The sequence below is a fragment of the Pseudomonas sp. S3_A09 genome (genome assembly GCF_054668065.1).
On the sequence record NZ_CP162752.1, the window covers coordinates 1,222,246 to 1,241,125 of the forward strand.

Consider the following 18,880-nt stretch of genomic DNA (forward strand, 5'->3'; position numbering starts at 1 on the left):
ATGCACAGCATCCCCACGCATACGCTCTTCACCGTCATCCCTGATACCCCCACCGAAACCCTGCTGATCAACAGCTACGAAACCCTGTGCTCCGTCAGCACCTTGCTGCTCGACCTGTCCGATGACCTCACCGGCAAGCACCGCGATGTAGCCCTGGCTATCCACCAACTGAGCGAGCTAAGTGTATTGCTGGTAGGCAAGGCCATGGACCAGCACACACCACGCTGTTAAGGCCTTACTCGAAAAAATGTGGGAGGGGGCTTGCCCCCGATAGCGGTGGGTCAGTCAACTTACAGGTAGCTGACCCACTGCAATCGGGAGCAAGCCCCCTCCCACATTTTTTAACCATGCCCGCTTGCGCCCTGCTAGATTGGCTGCTCTCCACTGCCAGGGAAGCACCATGGGACACTCACTGAAAATCTTGGGCCGTACGTCCTCCATCAACGTGCGTAAAGTGCTCTGGACCTGCCAGGAACTCGGCATCGACTACCAGCGCGAAGACTGGGGCATCGGCTTCAAGCCCACCCAGTCCGCCGAGTTCCTGGCCCTAAACCCCAACGCCCAAGTGCCGGTGCTGATCGACGACCATGGCGTGCTATGGGAGTCCAACACCATTTGCCGGTACCTCGTCAGCCTTTACCAACGCCACGACCTGCTCCCCGCCGAACCCGCGCCACGGGCCCGGGTGGAGCAATGGATGGACTGGCAAGCTACCGAACTCAACCCGTCCTGGGGCTACGCGTTCCACGCGCTGGTGCGCCAGAACCCGGATTATCAGGACCCGCAGCGCATCCAGGCCGGCGTGCAAGCCTGGAACGACAAGATGGGCTTGCTGGAGCAACAGCTGAGCAAGACCGGCGCCTACGTAACCGGCGATGAGTTCACCCTGGCAGACATCCTCGTCGGCCTCTCCGTACACCGCTGGCGCAACGCCCCTCTGGCGCATCCGCCCTACCCCGCGGTGGAGGCGTATTACTTGCGCCTCAGCCAGCGCCCTGGCTTCAAGACCTTCGCGCTCGACGGCCATAACTAAAACAAGGATTACGCGTGAAAGGACTCAACATATTGCTCACCGGCGCCTGCGGCAGAATCGGCAAGACATTTTTCCAAGCCTCGCAAGACCGCTACCGCTTCACCCTCACCGACCGCATCGCGCCGGACTTCGACCTGGGTGGACACCGCTTCGTACACGCCGACCTCAGCGATAAATCCAGCCTGGCGACCCTGCTCGAAGGCATCGACGTAATCGTGCACCTGTCGGGCATCCCCCACGCCAGCGCCTCGTTCGAAGAACTGTTGCCCAATAACATCCTCGCCACCACTTACCTGTTCGAAGCCGCCGTGGCCGCCGGGGTCAAGCGCCTGGTGTTCGCCAGCAGCGCGCAAACCATCGAAGGCTATCCGGTGGATCGCCAGATCACGCCCGGCATGCCGGTGATGCCCGCCAACCTGTACGGCGTGAGCAAATGCTTCGGCGAGGCACTCTGCGGTTACTACGCCGCCAAAACCCCGCTGTCGACCATTGCCCTGCGCATCGGTGCCTTTGAATTCCCCGAAACCCATGACCTGAACAACGCCCGTGACCTCAGCGCCTGGCTCAGCCCACGGGATGCGGTGCAGTTGCTGCAACGCGCGGTGGAAACCGAGGGGGTAAAAAACCTGATCGCCCATGGGATTTCCAATAACCGTTTCAAGCGGCTGGATTTGAGCGAAACCACCCGAGTGCTGGACTATCAACCGGTAGACGATGCCTTTGAGACTTTCGAGATCCCCATCAGCTACTGAACCCGTCCGCCATAAAACCTTTGAAAAGAGAGTCTTTGCGCAATAAACCAGCGAATGAGCAACCAACCGGGCACAACTTCACACGCAGCGATTTCCGTTAGCCAGCTAAGATTCCAGGTCACTGCACCTGGAATCTCGCCCATGTCCACACTCACCTCCACCACCGACGGCATCGACCCCATCCGCGCCGCCCACATCAGCGCCCGCATCGACCGCCTCCCCGCCGTCGCCACGGTCTGGCGCTTGGTAGCGTTGCTGTCCATCGGCGGCTTTTTCGAGCTGTATGACCTGTTCCAGACCGCTTATATCAGCCCTGGCCTGATCAGCGACGGGATTTTCCATACCGGCAGCGAGGGCGTATTCGGCTTTTCGGACCAGGCCGCCTTTGCCTCGGCAACCTTCCTCGGCCTGTTCCTTGGCGCCAGCCTGCTCAGCCCCATCGCCGACCGTTACGGCCGGCGGGCGATCTTCACCTTTGCGCTGGTCTGGTACACCGTCGCCACGGTGTTGATGGGCATCCAGACGTCCGCCCTGGGCATCATCTGCATGCGCTTCCTGGTGGGCATTGGCCTGGGCATCGAGCTGGTGACCATCGATGCCTACCTCTCGGAACTGGTGCCCAAGCGCATGCGCAGCTCGGCGTTTGCCTTTGCGTTCTTCATCCAGTTCCTGTCGGTACCGGCGGTGGCGTTGATGTCATGGTGGCTGGTGCCACAAGCACCGTTCGGCGTATCGGGCTGGCGTTGGGTGGTGTTGTCGAGCGCAGTGTTTGCACTGTTTATCTGGCAATTGCGCAAGCGCTTGCCGGAATCACCGCGTTGGCTTGCGCAAAAGGGGCGTTTCGAAGAGGCCGGTGTGATCATGGACAGCCTCGAAGCGCGCTGTCAGAAGGATCATGGCAAACCCTTGGATGAGCCCGAGCCAGAAACCGTCAGCGTGCAGGGCAGCGGCCGCTTTGCCGATATCTGGCAACCGCCGTACCGCCGCCGCGCGTTGATGCTGATCGTGTTCCATGTGTTCCAGGCCATCGGCTTCTTCGGCTTTGGCAATTGGTTGCCGGCGTTGCTGTCGGGCCAAGGCGTCAGCGTGACCCACAGTTTGCTCTACGCCTTCATCATCACCCTCGCCTACCCCCTGGGGCCGTTGCTGTTCGTGAAGGTGGCCAACCGTTTTGAAAACAAATGGCAGATCGTCGGCTCGGCCCTGGGCGCAGTGATCTTCGGCAGCCTGTTTGCCTTGCAAACCACGGCGGTGGGTTTGGTGATCTGTGGGGTGATGATCACCTTCTGCAACGCCTGGCTGAGCTTCAGTTATCACTCGTACCAGAGCGAACTGTTCCCCACCAACATCCGCGCACGGGCGGTGGGGTTCTGCTATTCGTTCAGCCGCTTATCCACCGTGTTCAGCAGCCTGTTGATCGGCTTTATCCTCGAACACCTGGGCACACCGGGGGTGCTGGCGTTTATCGCCAGCAGCATGTTGATCGTGATGATCACCATCAGTTGGTTCGGGCCGCGTACGCGTAACCTGGCGCTGGAAAACATCGCCCATTAACGGCAATGGCTGGCCGCCTGCGGGACATTGTTTGCCGCAACGGCCACGCTATCCCCAATAAAACCAGGCACCTGGCACCCGGCACGCTATTTGCTCCAGCTGTGGCACAGAACATTTCCACAGGTGACCGATCATGCTGGTTAACAACAACACCCAAGCCGTGTCGACCGTTCAACAGATCAAGCGGCCCGACATGGACCCCGCCAACGCCGCTGCCAGCGCGCTGTACAGCGGTGCCCTGCAAGCGGCGCAGCACAGCGTGACCGTGCCGGCCGCACAGAAGGAATTGGACAAGGCGACCGACCGTATCGACGAAGCCTTTGCCAAGACCCGCGTGCAGTTGCAGACCAACGCGTCGACCAGCGATGTACCGACGACCAGCGCCACCTCCGGCGCGCGCTCGGAATTCACCGACTACATGAGCAAATCCCCGGCCGAGCGCATCCGTGACCAACTGCTCAAGGAGCAGGGTTTGACCGAGGCAGACTTGCAGAACATGTCGAAGGAAAAACAGGATGCCTTTTCCAAGCAAGTGGCAGAGCGCTTGAAGCAGCAGCAAGAGCAGCAGGTCGCGGCAAAAACCGCTGACCCACAGGCCCAGACAGTGAAAGAAACCCTGGCTGCGATCTAACAAGCACCACGATCAACGGTAGGCGCCGGCTTGCCGGCGATGCAGGCGCCTCGGTGAATCAGAGAGACCGAGGTGATGCTATCGCCGGCAAGCCGGCGCCTGCAGGGATTGGGTTATTGCAGCTGCAACGTCGAATTGAACTGCCCGATCGCATCCACCACATGCCGTGACCCTTCCTGAATCTCCAGGATCACCTGACCTGCTTCATTCGCCAATTCCACCCCCACGCCTGTGCGACTCAAGCTCGATTGCATGCTCGACACTGCACTCAGCGACAGATCATGGTTCTTGCGCACCACATCGACGATTTCCACCGTCGCCTGGCTGGTCCGCGCCGCCAGGCTGCGCACTTCGTCTGCCACCACTGCAAAGCCACGCCCATGCTCACCGGCCCGTGCCGCTTCGATCGCGGCGTTGAGCGCCAGCATATTGGTCTGTTCGGCAATGCTGCGAATGGTCTGCACGATGGCACCGATGATGTCCGATTGCTTGCTCACGGCGTCGATACTCACCGCCGCTTGGTTCAGATCATGGGAAATTTCTTCGATGATCTGCACGGTTTGCTGCACCACCTCCGACCCCTTGCGTGCGCAGGCGTCGTTTTGCACCGAAGTGGCATGGGCCGAGTCGGCGGCGTTACGCAGGGTGGTGACCTGGTCGGTGATGTCGCTGGCGAACTTCACCACCTTGTACAGGCGCCCATTGGTGTCAAAGATCGGGTTGTAGGAGGCCTCCAGAAACAGGGTCTTGCCGTATTTGTTTTTACGCTCGAAGCGATGCGAGTGGTATTCGCCGCGGTTGAGCGACGCCCAGAACGCCTTGTAGGCCGGCGATTCCACTTCGTTGCGGTGGCAAAACATGCTGTGGTGCTGGCCGACGATTTCATCCAGGGAATACTGCACCGTCTTCAGGAAGTTTTCGTTGGCGTTAAGGATCTGGCCCTGCGGGGTGAACTCGATCACCGCCATGGAACGGCCGATGGCGTCGATCAAGCTCTGGTTTTCATGTTCGTGATGGACCCGCGCAGTGATATCCGACGCGACCTTGATCACGCTCTGCACCTGGTTGTCCTTGTCCAGCACCGGCATGTAGCTGGCTTCCAGCCACACTTCCTGGCCGTGCTTGTTCAGGCGCATGAAGGTGCCGCTAAGGGCCTCGCCCCGCGCCAGGTCGCGCCACAGCTTGGCGTAGGCGTCGGTGTGGGTGTAGGCCTCATCGCAAAAGAGGCGGTGATGTTTACCGCGGATCTCCTCGGCGCTGTAGCCCATGGTGTTGCAGAAGTTGTCGTTGGCGTCGAGGATCACACCACTGGCGTCGAACTCGATCATGGCCATGGAACGGCTGATGGCCGCCAGTTTGGCGTTGGATTCGGTAAGGGCGCAGGAGAAACGTTCGATTTGTTGCAGGTCGGATTTGTGATGGCGGTTGAACATGGTCAGATCACCCTGGGTTCCCGGCGCCTGGAGGCGCATTCCATTCATTTGTTAGACAGTGCTGGCACACCTTCATGGGGAAATAACCATCCGAATCGCTTTATATGCCAAGCGTCATCAACGGTTCTGGGTGAGCATAGACAGAGCTTGGCGCTATGCAAGGCCACTAATCAGCCACCATTGCTAACAACGCGCTGGCAGCGGCCGAAGGGGGACGGGTCGGCGAGCCGACCAAGGCAAACTCACGGTGCAGCGGCACCGTCAGTGGCATGACACGCAAGCCCTTGCGCTGGGCCGGTAGGGCCATTTCCGGCACCAGCGTCACGCCGACACCTTCGCGTACCAGGCTGAAGGCGCTGTTCCATTCGCGCACTTCCACGCGGATATCGCGCAGCGTCAATCCCGCTGCGGCACCCAGGCTGCGTGCATTCGCGGTACAGCCACCGGTGGCAAGTACGAACGGCTGCTCAAGTAATTCCTCAAGCGCCACAGTCGCATCGGCCGGGCGTTGCGCCAGCGCATGGTCTGTCGCAAGCACGGCCATCCAGAAGTCCCGGCCCAGCACCGTGGCATTGCGCTCGGGCTTGGGGTTAAGCACAACGCCCAGGTCGATCAGGTCCGCGTCGAGCAGGGTGAGCACTTCGTTGTCGGTGACGTCCAGAGTAGTGACCTCAATACCCGGATAGAGCTGAGCAAAACGCAACAACAGCGGCGTCAGAAACGTCGCCAGCACCATGGGGAAACTGGCGATGCGAATCGTCCCGCGCAGCATCGGGCGGGCTTCGTCCACGGTGCTGCGAATCGTCTGCAAGGCCGCGAGCATCACCCGCGCCTGCGCGATCACACTCAACCCCAAGGCGGTGGGCAAAGTCTTGCGCGGTTCACGGGTAAACAGCTGTGCGCCCAGCGTCGCCTCCATGCCGGCCATGGCCTGGCTGGCGGCGGATTGGGTCATGCCCACGCGCTCGGCGGCGGCGGTGATGCTGCCGTGATCGGCCACGGCTACCAGCAGGCGCCAGTGCATCAGGTTCATCATGGCAGTAGCTGTCCTTATGGCGGGGGTCTGAACGTTTAATTTTACGCACGGTGCCATGCCCGCGAGACTGGCGCAAATTCAACGGAGCTGCCCCAGATGAAACTGTATTTCTTCCCCCATGCCTGTTCCCTCGCCCCGCATATCGTGCTGCGCGAATTGGCGATTCCCTTCGACCTGATGCTGGTGGATAACCAGGCCAAGACCACCGCCGAGGGCGAAGACTTCCTGCAGATCAACCCCAAAGGCTATGTTGCGGCGCTGAAACTGGACAACGGCCAGGTGCTGACTGAAGCGAGTGCGATCCTGCAGTACCTGGCCGACCTGAAACCCACAGCGAATCTCGCGCCGGCCAATGGCAGCTGGGAGCGCGTGCGTTTGCAGGAATGGCTGAATTTTATCGCCACCGAAGTGCACGGTGGGTTGGCAGTGTTCTTCAACGGCGTGATTCAGGGCGAGGTGCGGGCCATGTTCCAGGCCACGCTGTTCAAGCGATTTGCCGTGCTGGTGCAGACGCTGGAGCGCCAGGATTATTTGCTGGGGGCGCAGTACTCAGTGGCGGATGCGTACCTGTTCGTGGTGCTACGCTGGGCGGCCCTCCACGCGATTGATCTGCGCGAATGGCCGGCGCTGGCGGCGTTTGAGCAGCGGGTGGGTCAGCGACCAGCCGTGATTGCCGCGCTGGCCGCCGAGTCCCCCAAAAGCTGAGTTCGTTCAAAAACGGGTCTCAGTGACCGAACAGACCTGTCTCGGTTTTCTTGGCTTTCTTGTCGGCGCGTTTTTCGTCGGCGGTCTTTGCCGGTTTCTTTTTCGCGGCTCTCTTTGAATCCATACCTTTGGCCATGATGCATGCTCCACTGAAAGGGGATGTAGCACTGGGTATACCACCTATTGCCCGGCAGAAGGCGCTTATAATCCTCGGCCCTTGATAACGCCGCCTGAACACCATGCCCAACTTGCATATCGAACCGCTGGCAGAGCCCCTGTGGCCGCTGCTGAACAAGTTTTACCGCAGCCACAATTCGTCGATGAAGGCGCTCAAGGGCGGGCGTCTATGGGTGGCGCGTGAAAGCGAGATTGTCGCCGGGCTGTGCCTGACGCCGGTGGTCGGTGGGCAGTGGTTGACCGGGGTGTTTGTCGACCCCGCGTATCGTGGCCAGGGCTTGGCGAAGCGTGTGATTGATGCAGCCGTGGCCGAGGTGGAAGGCACCGTGTGGTTGCTATGTCATCCGGACCTGGAAGGCTTGTACCAACGCATGGGTTTCACCCAGAACACTGTGCTCCCGCAATCCCTCAGCGAACGCTGGGTACGCTACAAGCGCAACAAGCCGATGATCGCGATGGGCTTGGATCGTTTGGTGAGATCGACTGCAAATAACCTTGCTTGAAACGCATTCCAACCGTGGAAGCGGGCTTGCTCGCGAAATGTGCTGGGGGAGTCAACATTATTGGCGACTGACACCCCGCATTCGCGAGCAAGCCCGCCCCACAGTTCGGCCTCATTGGGCCTGAACGCTACTCGTCGGCGGTGGGGTCCATGTCCGGAAACATCACCTCGATAAAGCCGAACTTCGTGAAGTCGGTAATCCGCGACGGATACAACCGCCCGATCAGGTGATCGCACTCGTGCTGCACCACCCGCGCATGAAAACCCTCGGCGATGCGCACAATCGGCTCGCCCTTGGGATCGAACCCCTCATAGCGAATCTGCTGGTAACGATCCACCGCACCCCGCAAACCGGGCACGGACAGGCAACCTTCATACCCCTCTTCCAGCACTGGGCTCAGTGGCGTGATCAGCGGGTTGATCAGGATCGTCTGTGGCACCGGCGGTGCGTCCGGGTAGCGTTCGCTGGACTCGAAACCGAAGATCACCAATTGCAGGTCGACACCGATCTGCGGTGCGGCCAGGCCGACGCCCCCCACGTGCTCCATGGTCTGGAACATGTCATCGATCAATTGCCACAGCTCGGGGCTGTCGAACATTTCCGGCGGAACCGGGGGCGCGATACGCAGCAGGCGTTCGTCGCCCATTTTCAGGATTTCACGGATCATCGATCAGACTTCATCGGCAGTGGGCTTGGAGTGGTCCCGGCCGAGGCCTGAGACGTGCTGTTTTTCACCGGTGTGGCCGGGCTCGTCAAACTCTTTTTCACCCGGATCCTTGCCCTCGGCGGACATGTGCTCGATCACCGCATTCATCTCCGCGCCCAGCAACAGCACGGCGGCGGAAATGTAGAAGTACAGGAGCAATACGATGATGGCGCCGATACTGCCATACATGGCGTTGTAGTCGGCAAAGGTTTTGACGTAGTAGCCAAACCCCAGTGACGCGACGATCCACACCACCACCGCCAGCACCGAGCCGGGCGTGATGAAGCGGAATTTCTGTTCGACGTCAGGCATCACGTAGTACATGAGGGCCACGGCGAACATCAGCAAAATAACGATCAACGGCCAGCGCAGGATGGTCCATAACGTGACCACGAACTCCTGCATGCCAATCTGTCCGGCCAGCCACTCCATCACCTGCGGGCCCAGCACCATCAACGCGGCGGCGGCCAACAGCATGCCGGCGATGCCGACGGTGTAGAAAATCGACAGCGGGAAGCGCTTCCAGATCGGGCGGCCTTCAACCACGTCATAGGCGGCGTTCATCGCGCTCATCATCAGGCGCACGCCGGCCGAGGCCGTCCACAGTGCGATCACGATACCCACCGAGAGCAGGCCACCCTTGGATTGCTGCAACTGGTCGATCACCGGGTTGACCTGCTCCAGCGCCTGGGGCGGCAACACCAGTTCCGACTGCAGGCGCAGCCAGGTAAAGAAGTCCGGCAAATGCAGGAAACCGATCAGGGCAATCAGGAACAGCAGGAAGGGAAACAGCGAGAACAGCATCTGGTAGGCCAGTGCCGAGGCGTAAGTGGGCATTTCGTCGTCGACGAATTCCTTGACGGTGCGCAACAGCACTTTGTGCAGCTTGAGACCATCGAGAACCGGGAAAATCATAGCGTCTCCTTTCGCCGCAAAAAAGTTGAGTTCGTGGGCGACTCAGGGGCCGTTTTCTACATCAAGGTAGACTATTTGGCGACCTTGAAACAATTTCGAAATCTTAACTGCATCAGGTGACACAAAAACGGCCATCCGTGGATGGCCGCGTGGCTGCGCATTCGCAGTCAGCCGGGTCAGGCTTTGTCGATGGTTTTCTTCACCGCATCTTTGGCCTTACCGACAGCTTGCTGAGCTTCGCCTTTCTTTTCCTGAACCTTGCCTTCGGTCTGCAGCTTGGTGTTATCCGTGGCTTTACCCACACCTTGCTTGATGTTGCCGACGGCTTCATTCGCCAAACCTTTTGCCTTATCCGCTGTGCTGCCCATGGTATTTCTCCTGAGAACAATCAAGGGTTTTGGTCATTACCTAAAGATTGACCCAAGGCCGTTTGGGAGAGTTTCAATTATTTTTGCCCACGCATTTCATCGCCGGCCGCAGGTTTGGCTTTATGTTTTGCCGCCAACCCATGAGAATGCCCGGCACATTCAGGCTGAAACGCTGAATAACAGATCCCGTAGGAAGGTTATGAAACTCAATAAAGCACAGGCCATCGCCCGCAGAAACACCGAATTGGGCGGTGCCGTACTCGGCGTCAACAACTGCCATTTCACCGACCTGGACCGCAAACGCAACATCTGGTGGTTTGACCTCCCGGTGGGCCGTATTGCCGTGGGCCAGTACGAGTGGATCCACCTGTTGATGCACAATGCCGAGACCGACCAGTTGCTGCACCTGAAGGTGCCGACGGCGTTTTTGCGTGAGCACATCGAAGGGTTGGTGGTGCGTAATGCGGGCAAGCGCAAGCCGGAGATCACCCTGGAGCTGAGCGCAGACAAGGATTCGTTCTTGAAAGATGTGCGCCCGGCTGGCGCTGGCGTGGGCTTCGCCCAGTTCGCCCTGTAGAAAACGTATAAAAATGTGGGAGGGGGCTTGCCCCCCGATGGCGGTGTGTCAGCTACAGATTGCTGACTGATAAACCGCTATCGGGGGCAAGCCCCCTCCCACATTGGTATAGCGTTACTTTTTAAGACCGAGCTTCTTCAACTCTTCGTCGCGCAACTCACGCCGCAGGATCTTGCCCACGTTGGTGGTCGGCAACGCATCGCGGAACTCCACGGCCTTGGGCACCTTGTAGGCGGTGACGTTGGCGCGCATGTGCTCCATCACCTGCTCTTTGGTCAGGGTTGCACCCGGCTTGACCACGATGAACAGCTTGATGTGCTCCCCGGACTTCTCGTCCGGCACACCGATAGCCGCGCACTGCAGCACACCCGGCAGGCCTGCCAGCACATCTTCCAACTCGTTGGGGTACACGTTGAAGCCCGAGACCAGGATCATGTCCTTCTTGCGGTCGACGATGCGCATGTAGCCGTCAGGCTGGATGATCGCGATGTCACCGGTCTTGAGCCAGCCTTCGCTGTCGAGCATCTCGTCGGTGGCGTCCTGGCGCTGCCAGTAGCCCTTCATCACTTGCGGGCCTTTGACGCACAGCTCGCCGGTTTCACCCAGGGCGAGTTCAGTACCGTCGTCGGCAATCACTTTGCACACAGTGGACGGCACCGGAATGCCGATGGTGCCGATCTGGATATGCTGGATCGGGTTCACGGTGGCCACCGGGCTGGTTTCGGTCATGCCATAGCCTTCGCAGATGCCACACCCGGTCACGGCCTTCCAGCGCTCGGCCGCTGCCAGTTGCAGGGCCATGCCACCGGACAGGGTGACTTTCAGCGCGGAGAAGTCCAGCTTGCGGAACGCCTCGTTGTTGCACAGCGCCACGAACAGGGTGTTCAGGCCGACAAAGCCGCTGAACTTCCACTTCGACAGTTCCTTGACCATCGCCGGCAGGTCGCGCGGGTTGCTGATCAGGATGTTGTGGTTGCCGATCAGCATCATCGCCATGCAATGAAAGGTGAACGCATAGATGTGGTACAGCGGCAGCGGGGTGATCAGGATCTCGCAGCCTTCATTGAGGTTGGAACCCATCAGCGCCTTGCATTGCAGCATGTTGGCGACCAGGTTGCGGTGGGTGAGCATCGCACCCTTGGCCACGCCGGTGGTGCCGCCGGTGTATTGCAGCACGGCCACATCACTGCTGGCCGGGCTGGCGTCGCTGACCGGTTGGCCGTGCCCCTTGGCGAGCACGTCATTGAATTTGATCGCGTTGGGCAAGTGATAGGCCGGGACCATTTTCTTCACGTACTTGATGACGCTGTTGATCAGCAGACGCTTGAGCGGCGGCAACAGGTCGGCGACTTCGGTGACGATCACGTGCTTGACGGCGGTCTTGGGCACGACCTTTTCCGCCAGGTGCGCCATGTTGGCCAGGCATACCAGGGCCTTGGCGCCGGAGTCGTTGAATTGGTGCTCCATTTCCCGCGCGGTGTACAGCGGGTTGGTATTGACCACGATCAGGCCGGCGCGGATGGCGCCGAACACGGCGACCGGGTATTGGAGGACGTTGGGCAGTTGCACGGCGATTCGATCGCCGGGCTTCAAGTCGGTGTGCTGTTGCAGGTACGCGGCGAAGGCGCCGGACAATTCGTACAACTCACCGTAGGTGATTGTCTTGCCCAGGTTGCTGAAAGCCGGTTTGTTGGCGAAGCGCTGGCAGGACTGCTTCAGTACCGCCTGAATATTCGGATACTCGTCTGGATTGATTTCTGCAGCAATCCCGGCGGGGTACTTATCCTTCCAAAAGTCTTCGTTCATGGAAGCCCACTCCTCAGCGACGTCAGCGACGCGAATTCATCATCGCATTTGATGCGATTATTATTGGTGTATGTTTTTTGGTGAATCTGGCGCTTTCAAGCAGGCCGAGACGTCACAAAGCGCGCCGAGAGTAGCAGCTTTGCCTGGGGCCGCCTAGAGCCAAAAGGGAGCCCTACGGTCATAAACACGACTGTCCTACAATAATTGGTCACACTTTTAGCGAAGCTAAAATCTCCGAGTAAAAGGCTCTGGAATAGGGTTTTCAGCCCAATTAAAAACAAAGTGGGAGGGGGTTTGGCCCCGATGGCGGCATTTCAGTCACTGAATATATCGACTGATCTACCGCTATCGAGGGCAAGCCCCCTCCCACCGTTTGATTGCATTTCAATTCATGGTCAGGCGATGTCGCGCAGCTCCCTGCGCAAAATCTTGCCTACCGGTGTCATCGGCAACGAGTCACGCAACACAATATGCTTGGGCACCTTGTACCCCGTGAAGTTGGTCTTGCAGTAGGCCTTCAACTCCTCAAGGCTCACCCCCTCGGCACGCGCGACCACAAACAGCTTCACCGCCTCCCCTGTGCGCTCGTCCGGCACGCCGATTACCGCGCAGTTGGCCACGGCAGGATGCGCCATCACCACATCTTCGATCTCGTTGGGGTACACGTTGAAGCCCGACACGATGATCAGGTCTTTCTTGCGGTCAACGATGCTTACAAAACCCTCCTCATCGATGACGGCGATATCACCGGTCTTGAGCCAGCCTTCCGCGTCCAGCGCTTCGGCAGTGGCCTCGGGTTGCTGCCAGTAGCCTTTCATCACCTGCGGGCCCTTGATACACAACTCGCCGCGTTCGCCCAATGGCAACTCGACGCCATGATCATCGATCACCTTCATGGCCGTGGCCGGCACGGGGATGCCCACGGTGCCCAGGCGGGATTTGTTGCCGTAGGGGTTGGTGCTGGCCACCGGTGACGTTTCCGTCAGGCCATAACCCTCGCCGATGGCACAACCGGTGATCTGCTGCCAGCGCTCGGCGGTCGCCTTGATCAACGCGGTGCCGCCGGAGTTGGTGAGCTTGAGGTGGGAGAAATCCAGGGATTTGAAGTCCGGATGGTCCATCAACGCCACGAACAGCGTGTTAAGCCCCAGCAACCCGGTGAAGCGCCACTTTTTCAGCTCCTTGATAAAGCCGCCGATGTCCCTCGGGTTGGTGATCAGCACGTTGTGGTTGCCCGAGACCATCATGCACATGCAATTCGCCGTGAAGGCATAGATATGGTACAGCGGCAGCGGCGCGATCATCACCTCCTGCCCTTCCTTGATCAGCGGGTGACCGTCATCTCCGGTCTGGGACATGCAGGCGCGCACCTGTTGCATGTTCGCCACCAGGTTGCCGTGGGTGAGCATCGCGCCCTTGGCCAGGCCGGTGGTGCCGCCGGTGTATTGCAGCACGGCGATATCGTCCAGGGTCACCGGATGGCGCGTCACGCCCAGGCCCGCGCCCATGTGCAGGGCGCGCTTGAACGCCACTGCACGCGGCAGGCTGTAGGCCGGAACCATCTTCTTGACCTTGTCGACCAGGGTGTTGACCAGCCAGCCCTTGGCGGTGGGCATGAAGTCGCCCATCCTGGCTTCGATCAAGTAGTCGATCTCGGTATCGCTGCACACCTCCTGCACGCGCGAGCCGAACAGGTTGAGGTAGACCAGCGCACGCACGCCGGCGTCCTTGAACTGGTGACGCATCTCGCGCGGGGTGTACAGCGGGTTGGTGTTGACCACAATCAGCCCGGCGCGCAAAGCGCCGAATACGGCAATCGGGTAATGCAGTACGTTGGGCATCTGCACCGCAATGCGATCGCCCGGCTTGAGGTCGGTGTGCTGCTGCAGGTAACCGGCGAACGCTGCACTCTGGCGCTCAAGCTCGGCGTAAGTCAGGGTGATGCCCATGTTGCTGAATGCCGGACGGTCGGCAAAAGCCTTGCAGGAACGCTCGAAGACCTCGATCACCGACTTGTAGGCCGACAGGTCGATGTCATTGGGAACGCCCGCTGCGCGTTTGTCATTCCAGAAATCAGGTTGCATTATTCTTGTCCTCTTACCTGAGTGTGTCCGGCCGCTTTCCTACAGCTATAAAAAGCGGAGCTTTGGGGACGTTAGCAGTTATGGCTAAACAGGCAAATACGCCAAACCGTGTCATTGATTGTATGAATCTTGCCTCTGATGCGCAGGCAGATACGCCGCCCGTCAATAGATGAGCTATACACTGCAACGACCCTGAGCAAAGGAAGCGCCATGAACCACAGCACCTTCTGGCTGACCGCGAATGACCGCAGCCGCCTGTACGTCAATCATTGGATGCCCGAGGGCCCAGCCAAGGCCGTGGTGATGCTGTCCCACGGCATGGCCGAACACAGTGGGCGCTATGCACGCCTGGCCGAGGCCCTGTGCGGTGCCGGCTACGGCCTTTATGCGCTGGACCAGCGCGGCCATGGTCGTACCGCCGATGAAGGCACCTTGGGCCTGTACGCCGAGACGGACGGCTGGAACAAGGTGGTGGGCGACCTGGCCAGCCTCAACCAGCATATCGGCCAGCAACAGCCGGGGTTGCCGATCATTCTGCTGGGCCACAGCATGGGCAGCTATATCGCCCAGGCCTACCTGCTGCACCACAGTGCCAGTCTGAATGGGGCGATTCTCAGCGGTTCGAATTTCCAGCCGGTGGCGCTGTACCGCGCCGCTAGGGTAATTGCGCGGCTCGAGCGCTTGCGCCAGGGGCTGCGCGGGCGCAGTGCGCTGATCGAATTCCTGTCGTTTGGATCATTCAACAAAGCCTTCAAACCCAATCGCACCGCGTTCGACTGGCTCAGCCGTGATCCGAGTGAGGTGGACAAGTACATCAACGACCCACTGTGCGGGTTCCGCTGCACCAATCAACTATGGATCGACCTGCTCGGCGGCTTGCAGCAAATCAGCAAAGCGTCCAATCTCGCGCAGATCGATCCGGGCCTGCCGATCCTGGTGATGGGCGGCGAATGTGATCCGGTGAGTGAGGGCAAGCGTCTCAACAGTCTGGCCAACGCCTTGCGCGAAGCCGGTTGCCAGCACCTGCAACTGACTATCTACCCGCAAGCGCGTCATGAAGTGTTCAACGAAACCAATCGCGACACTGTCACGGCAGATGTACTGGCGTGGATCGACCAGGCGCTGACACTGCGCAGGCCGGCTCGCTGCGAATAATTTATCGTTTAGAATCAACATTTTAAATTACCGATTAGCCACAGGATGCACCTTTAGATGACCCAGGTAACCAACACCCCGTACGAAGCCCTCGAAGTCGGCCAGACCGCCAGCTACAGCAAATTGGTGGAAGAGCGCGATATCCAGCTGTTCGCCGCGATGTCCGGTGACCACAACCCGGTGCACCTGGATGCCGAGTACGCCAAGGCGACCATGTTCAAGGAGCGTATCGCCCATGGCATGTTCAGCGGCGCCCTGATCAGCGCGGCCGTTGCCTGCGAGTTGCCTGGACCGGGCACCATCTATATCGGCCAGCAGATGAGCTTCCAGAAGCCGGTGAAAATTGGCGACACCCTGACCGTGCGCCTGGAAATTCTCGAAAAGCTGCCGAAATTCCGTGTGCGTATCGCCACCCGCGTGTTCAACCAGCGTGATGAGTTGGTGGTGGACGGCGAGGCGGAGATCCTTGCACCGCGTAAGCAGCAGGTCGTGACCTTGACCGAGTTGCCACCGATCAGCATCGGCTGATCGTCGCGCATAAAAAAGCCCCGCATCTGCGGGGCTTTTTCTATTCAGCGGCGCCTCAAGACTGAGCGCGAGCCTGGTTACGCAGGGCTTTCACCTGGTCGTGGTTGCGTTGTACGCCGTGGTACTGACGCTCAACCAGATCACGAATGCCCAGCAGGTTGTGCTTGTTGATCTTCTCGATCGCTTCTTTGTAAGCCTTCAGGGCGTGGTCTTCACCGCGCTCGGCTTCGTTCAGCACAGCCTCTTCATCCTTGCCGGTGAGCATCGACTTGACGTCGACCCAACCGCGGTGCAGTGCGCCGGCAACGCTGCCGGAATCTTCCGGATCGCCGCCCAGGGCACGTACGGCGGTTTTCAGTTCAGCGGCGGCAGTGGCGCAGTCGGCGGAACGCTTGGCAAACAAGGCTTTGAGTTCTGGGTGCTTGATGTCTTCAGCGCACTCCTTGAAACCCTTTTGGCCGTCGATGCTGGTCTCGATCAGGTCGTTCAGTACGGAGATCGATTCTTTATTGATGTCAGTCATTTTTCAATTCCTTGTACGGGTTAGAAGGTTGTCTTAATGGTTGCAGCGCCCGTGCCAGGTTTTCAAAAATATGATTATCCTTATATTTCAATTAGTTACGATAAATTGAACCATCTGTATCTACGCTATTTGCATGATCTGTCATTTGGCCTTCATGCAGAATGCCTGTATTTTCCAAGGTCTCGATACACACACCTGAGCCTCCATGAATCCCGAAAAACTCGAATTGCTGATCACCCGCGAAATGCCCTTCGGCAAATACAAGGGGCGGATCATCGCCGACCTGCCTGGCCCCTACCTGAACTGGTTTGCCCGCGAAGGTTTCCCCCACGGCGAGCTGGGCGGGTTGCTGGCGTTGATGCAGGAAATCGACAGCAACGGGTTGTCTGAATTACTTGAACCGCTACGCGCCAAACACGGCAAACCCGCCCCTCGTCATTAAAGAGCCCAGCCTATGCCACGGAATGCAGACAACGAGCGTCACTGGCACACCATCGCCCAGCGCTATGCGCTGGAACCCGGCCCGATCAACCTGGAGAACGGTTACTTCGGCCGCATGAGCCAAGCGGTTCAGACGCAATACCTGGAACACGTTGCGTTTATCAACCGCAGCAACTCGCTGCATGTACGCCAGCAATTCGAGCGAGTCGAAAACGACGCGATCCGCCGCCAACTGGCCGGGCTGATCGACGCCGACCCGGCAGCGGTGGCCTTCACCCGCAACGCCACCGAAGCCCTGCAATCCCTGATCCGCAACTACAACCGCCTGCAACCGGGCGATCAGGTGCTGATCAGCGACCTGGAATACGACACGGTGAAAGGTGCCATGCGCTGGCTGGCGGGCTATCGCGGCGTGGAAGTCATCGAACTGTCCCACACCCACCCGGCGAGTTTCGACAGCCTGGTGCAGACGTATCGCGATGCGTTCATGCAGTACCCGCGCTTGAAGCTGATGGCGCTGACCCACGTGACCCACCGCACCGGCCTGATCATGCCCGTGGCAGCGATTGCCCAGGCTGCGCGCAAGCAGGGTATCGATATAATCCTCGACGGCGCCCATGCCCTGGGCCAGATCGAATTCAACCTCGCCGAGTTGGGTATCCAGTTTGCTGGCTTCAACCTGCACAAGTGGATCGGCGCCCCACTGACCCTGGGCTTTTTGTACATCGCCCCGGAACGTCTGGCAGACATTGATCCGGACATGGGCGAATGTCACTACCCCGCCACCGACGTTCGCGCACGTACGCCCTACAGCACGCCGAACTTTCCGGCCCTGATGACCTTGCCGCTGGTACTGGAAGAACACCAGCAATTGGGTGGCGCGGCGGCCAAGGGCGCACGGGTGAACTACTTGCGGGACGTGTGGGTAAGCCAAGTGCGGAGATTGCCGGGGATCGAGGTGCTGACGCCAGATGACCCACGGCTGTATGGCGGGATTACAGCATTCAAGTTCATTGGCCGGGATCAGCAGGTGATGACGGATCGTTTGCTCAAGGACTACAACCTGTTCACCACCACCCGTGAGGGAGCGTCATTTGGCACCTGTATTCGGGTGACACCGGGGTTGGTGACTTCGGCAACCGAGATGGCCGTGCTGGTCAAAGCCATCACCGAATTGAGCGCCGCATAGGCACTTTTCTACAGGCAAAAAAAAGCGGTACACCGACCAAGTGCACCGCAAAAATGCCGTTAAGCACAGCAACAACGATTCAGTAAAAGCAGATCAATCCAGCAGCGCCAGCGCCTCGGCGGTGACTTCCTGGATGCGGGCCCAGTCGCCGTTCTTGACCCATTCAGGGTCCAGCATCCAGCTACCGCCCACGCACATCACGTTTTTCAACGCCATGTAGTGTTTGATGTTGGCCGGACCGACGCCGCCGGTCGGGCAGAATTTCACTTCGCCGAACGGGCCGCCCAGAGCCTTGATTGCAGCAACGCCGCCGCTGACTTCGGCCGGGAACAGTTTGAAGCGGCGATAGCCCAGGCCATAACCTTCCATGATGCCCGAGGCATTGCTGATGCCCGGCAGCAGGGGGATCGGGCTGTGTACCGAGGCTTCCAGCAGGTCACGGGTGATGCCTGGAGTGACGATGAATTGCGAACCCGCCACTTCGGCGGCTTCGAGCATGTGACGATCGAGCACGGTGCCAGCACCGGTGCACAGTTCAGGGCGTTGTTCACGCAGTACCTGAATGGCCTTGAGGCCGAACTCGGAACGCAGGGTCACTTCCAATGCGGTCAAACCACCGGCTGCCAGGGCATCGGCCAGCGGCAGGATGTCCTGCTCGCGGGCGATGGTGATCACCGGCAGGATCCGCGCCTTGGCGCAGAGGCTGTCGATCAGGGCAACTTTATCCGCCATGGACACGGTCGGTTGAGGGCTTTTCATAGCGG

The 18,880-nt window shown here is 59.5% G+C and carries 21 protein-coding genes and 1 pseudogene; 12 read left to right on the forward strand and 10 right to left on the reverse strand.

Annotated elements, in window-relative coordinates; translation table 11 throughout:
- The 5 genes from AB4N92_RS05795 to AB4N92_RS05815 all read left to right on the forward strand — a co-directional run bounded on the left by AB4N92_RS05795 (position 1) and on the right by AB4N92_RS05815 (position 3,970).
- On the forward strand, positions 1–231 hold the full coding sequence (locus tag AB4N92_RS05795) for a DUF6124 family protein (protein ID WP_045791697.1): 231 nt from the start codon (positions 1–3) through the stop codon (positions 229–231).
- Positions 232–400: 169 nt separating this feature from the next.
- Positions 401–1,033, forward strand: a complete 633-nt coding sequence (locus AB4N92_RS05800; RefSeq protein WP_010208229.1) for a glutathione S-transferase family protein — start codon at positions 401–403, stop codon at positions 1,031–1,033.
- A 14-nt stretch (positions 1,034–1,047) separates the two neighbouring features.
- The gene (locus AB4N92_RS05805) at positions 1,048–1,785 is read left to right on the forward strand and encodes an NAD-dependent epimerase/dehydratase family protein (RefSeq protein WP_106119620.1); all 738 of its coding nucleotides are present in this window, start codon (positions 1,048–1,050) and stop codon (positions 1,783–1,785) included.
- A gap of 141 nt (positions 1,786–1,926) precedes the next feature.
- Entirely contained in the window at positions 1,927–3,339 is a 1,413-nt protein-coding gene (locus AB4N92_RS05810) for an MFS transporter (RefSeq protein WP_010208226.1), read from the forward strand.
- 133 nt (positions 3,340–3,472) lie between these two features.
- A complete protein-coding gene (locus tag AB4N92_RS05815) occupies positions 3,473–3,970 on the forward strand; it encodes a hypothetical protein (RefSeq protein ID WP_106119619.1) in 498 nt (165 codons plus the stop codon).
- 113 nt (positions 3,971–4,083) lie between these two features.
- Here the strand turns inward: AB4N92_RS05815 and AB4N92_RS05820 are convergent, their stop codons facing one another.
- From AB4N92_RS05820 to AB4N92_RS05830, 3 genes and pseudogenes are all read right to left on the reverse strand, one after another.
- Positions 4,084–4,656, reverse strand: coding sequence for a methyl-accepting chemotaxis protein (locus AB4N92_RS05820; RefSeq protein ID WP_392397721.1), 573 nt, complete (start codon positions 4,654–4,656; stop codon positions 4,084–4,086).
- An 18-nt stretch (positions 4,657–4,674) separates the two neighbouring features.
- Positions 4,675–5,451: pseudogene (locus tag AB4N92_RS05825) on the reverse strand (PAS domain-containing protein); the annotation flags it as partial.
- Between the two features lie 118 nt (positions 5,452–5,569).
- Positions 5,570–6,439: a LysR family transcriptional regulator gene (locus tag AB4N92_RS05830; RefSeq protein ID WP_010208222.1), complete on the reverse strand. Its 870-nt coding sequence runs from the start codon at positions 6,437–6,439 to the stop codon at positions 5,570–5,572.
- Between the two features lie 96 nt (positions 6,440–6,535).
- Between AB4N92_RS05830 and gstA the strand changes: the two genes are divergently transcribed.
- Together gstA and AB4N92_RS05840 are read left to right on the forward strand one after the other, a co-directional pair.
- A complete protein-coding gene (gstA, locus tag AB4N92_RS05835; protein ID WP_236266839.1) occupies positions 6,536–7,144 on the forward strand; it encodes a glutathione transferase GstA in 609 nt (202 codons plus the stop codon).
- 239 nt (positions 7,145–7,383) lie between these two features.
- Complete coding sequence (locus AB4N92_RS05840; protein ID WP_021491266.1) at positions 7,384–7,824, forward strand: GNAT family N-acetyltransferase; 441 nt, start codon at positions 7,384–7,386, stop codon at positions 7,822–7,824.
- A gap of 127 nt (positions 7,825–7,951) precedes the next feature.
- Here AB4N92_RS05840 and def read toward each other — a convergent pair whose 3' ends face one another.
- The 3 genes from def to AB4N92_RS05855 all read right to left on the reverse strand — a co-directional run bounded on the left by def (position 7,952) and on the right by AB4N92_RS05855 (position 9,813).
- Positions 7,952–8,491, reverse strand: a complete 540-nt coding sequence (gene def / locus AB4N92_RS05845) for a peptide deformylase (protein ID WP_021491265.1) — start codon at positions 8,489–8,491, stop codon at positions 7,952–7,954.
- A 3-nt stretch (positions 8,492–8,494) separates the two neighbouring features.
- A complete protein-coding gene (locus AB4N92_RS05850; RefSeq protein ID WP_010208216.1) occupies positions 8,495–9,445 on the reverse strand; it encodes a YihY/virulence factor BrkB family protein in 951 nt (316 codons plus the stop codon).
- 176 nt (positions 9,446–9,621) lie between these two features.
- A complete protein-coding gene (locus AB4N92_RS05855) occupies positions 9,622–9,813 on the reverse strand; it encodes a CsbD family protein (protein WP_010208215.1) in 192 nt (63 codons plus the stop codon).
- A gap of 199 nt (positions 9,814–10,012) precedes the next feature.
- Between AB4N92_RS05855 and AB4N92_RS05860 the strand changes: the two genes are divergently transcribed.
- Positions 10,013–10,390 carry a hypothetical protein gene (locus AB4N92_RS05860; protein WP_010208214.1) on the forward strand — a complete coding sequence of 126 codons (378 nt, stop codon included), beginning with the start codon at positions 10,013–10,015 and terminating at the stop codon, positions 10,388–10,390.
- 114 nt (positions 10,391–10,504) lie between these two features.
- Here the strand turns inward: AB4N92_RS05860 and fadD1 are convergent, their stop codons facing one another.
- A complete protein-coding gene (gene fadD1, locus AB4N92_RS05865; protein ID WP_042571252.1) occupies positions 10,505–12,196 on the reverse strand; it encodes a long-chain-fatty-acid--CoA ligase FadD1 in 1,692 nt (563 codons plus the stop codon).
- Between the two features lie 395 nt (positions 12,197–12,591).
- On the reverse strand, positions 12,592–14,280 hold the full coding sequence (fadD2, locus tag AB4N92_RS05870) for a long-chain-fatty-acid--CoA ligase FadD2 (protein ID WP_010208210.1): 1,689 nt from the start codon (positions 14,278–14,280) through the stop codon (positions 12,592–12,594).
- A gap of 210 nt (positions 14,281–14,490) precedes the next feature.
- Between fadD2 and AB4N92_RS05875 the strand changes: the two genes are divergently transcribed.
- Together AB4N92_RS05875 and AB4N92_RS05880 are read left to right on the forward strand one after the other, a co-directional pair.
- Complete coding sequence (locus AB4N92_RS05875) at positions 14,491–15,435, forward strand: alpha/beta hydrolase (RefSeq protein ID WP_044287762.1); 945 nt, start codon at positions 14,491–14,493, stop codon at positions 15,433–15,435.
- A 57-nt stretch (positions 15,436–15,492) separates the two neighbouring features.
- Positions 15,493–15,963, forward strand: coding sequence for a MaoC family dehydratase (locus AB4N92_RS05880; RefSeq protein WP_010208208.1), 471 nt, complete (start codon positions 15,493–15,495; stop codon positions 15,961–15,963).
- A gap of 55 nt (positions 15,964–16,018) precedes the next feature.
- Here the strand turns inward: AB4N92_RS05880 and AB4N92_RS05885 are convergent, their stop codons facing one another.
- A complete protein-coding gene (locus AB4N92_RS05885; protein ID WP_010208206.1) occupies positions 16,019–16,486 on the reverse strand; it encodes a ferritin-like domain-containing protein in 468 nt (155 codons plus the stop codon).
- Between the two features lie 205 nt (positions 16,487–16,691).
- On the opposite strand from AB4N92_RS05885, the gene AB4N92_RS05890 reads away from it, so the two are divergent.
- A complete protein-coding gene (locus tag AB4N92_RS05890) occupies positions 16,692–16,928 on the forward strand; it encodes a DUF3820 family protein (protein WP_010208204.1) in 237 nt (78 codons plus the stop codon).
- 12 nt (positions 16,929–16,940) lie between these two features.
- A complete protein-coding gene (locus tag AB4N92_RS05895) occupies positions 16,941–18,116 on the forward strand; it encodes an aminotransferase class V-fold PLP-dependent enzyme (RefSeq protein ID WP_236266841.1) in 1,176 nt (391 codons plus the stop codon).
- 93 nt (positions 18,117–18,209) lie between these two features.
- Here AB4N92_RS05895 and AB4N92_RS05900 read toward each other — a convergent pair whose 3' ends face one another.
- On the reverse strand, positions 18,210–18,875 hold the full coding sequence (locus AB4N92_RS05900; RefSeq protein WP_010208200.1) for a bifunctional 4-hydroxy-2-oxoglutarate aldolase/2-dehydro-3-deoxy-phosphogluconate aldolase: 666 nt from the start codon (positions 18,873–18,875) through the stop codon (positions 18,210–18,212).
- Between the last annotated feature and the right edge of the window lie 5 nt (positions 18,876–18,880).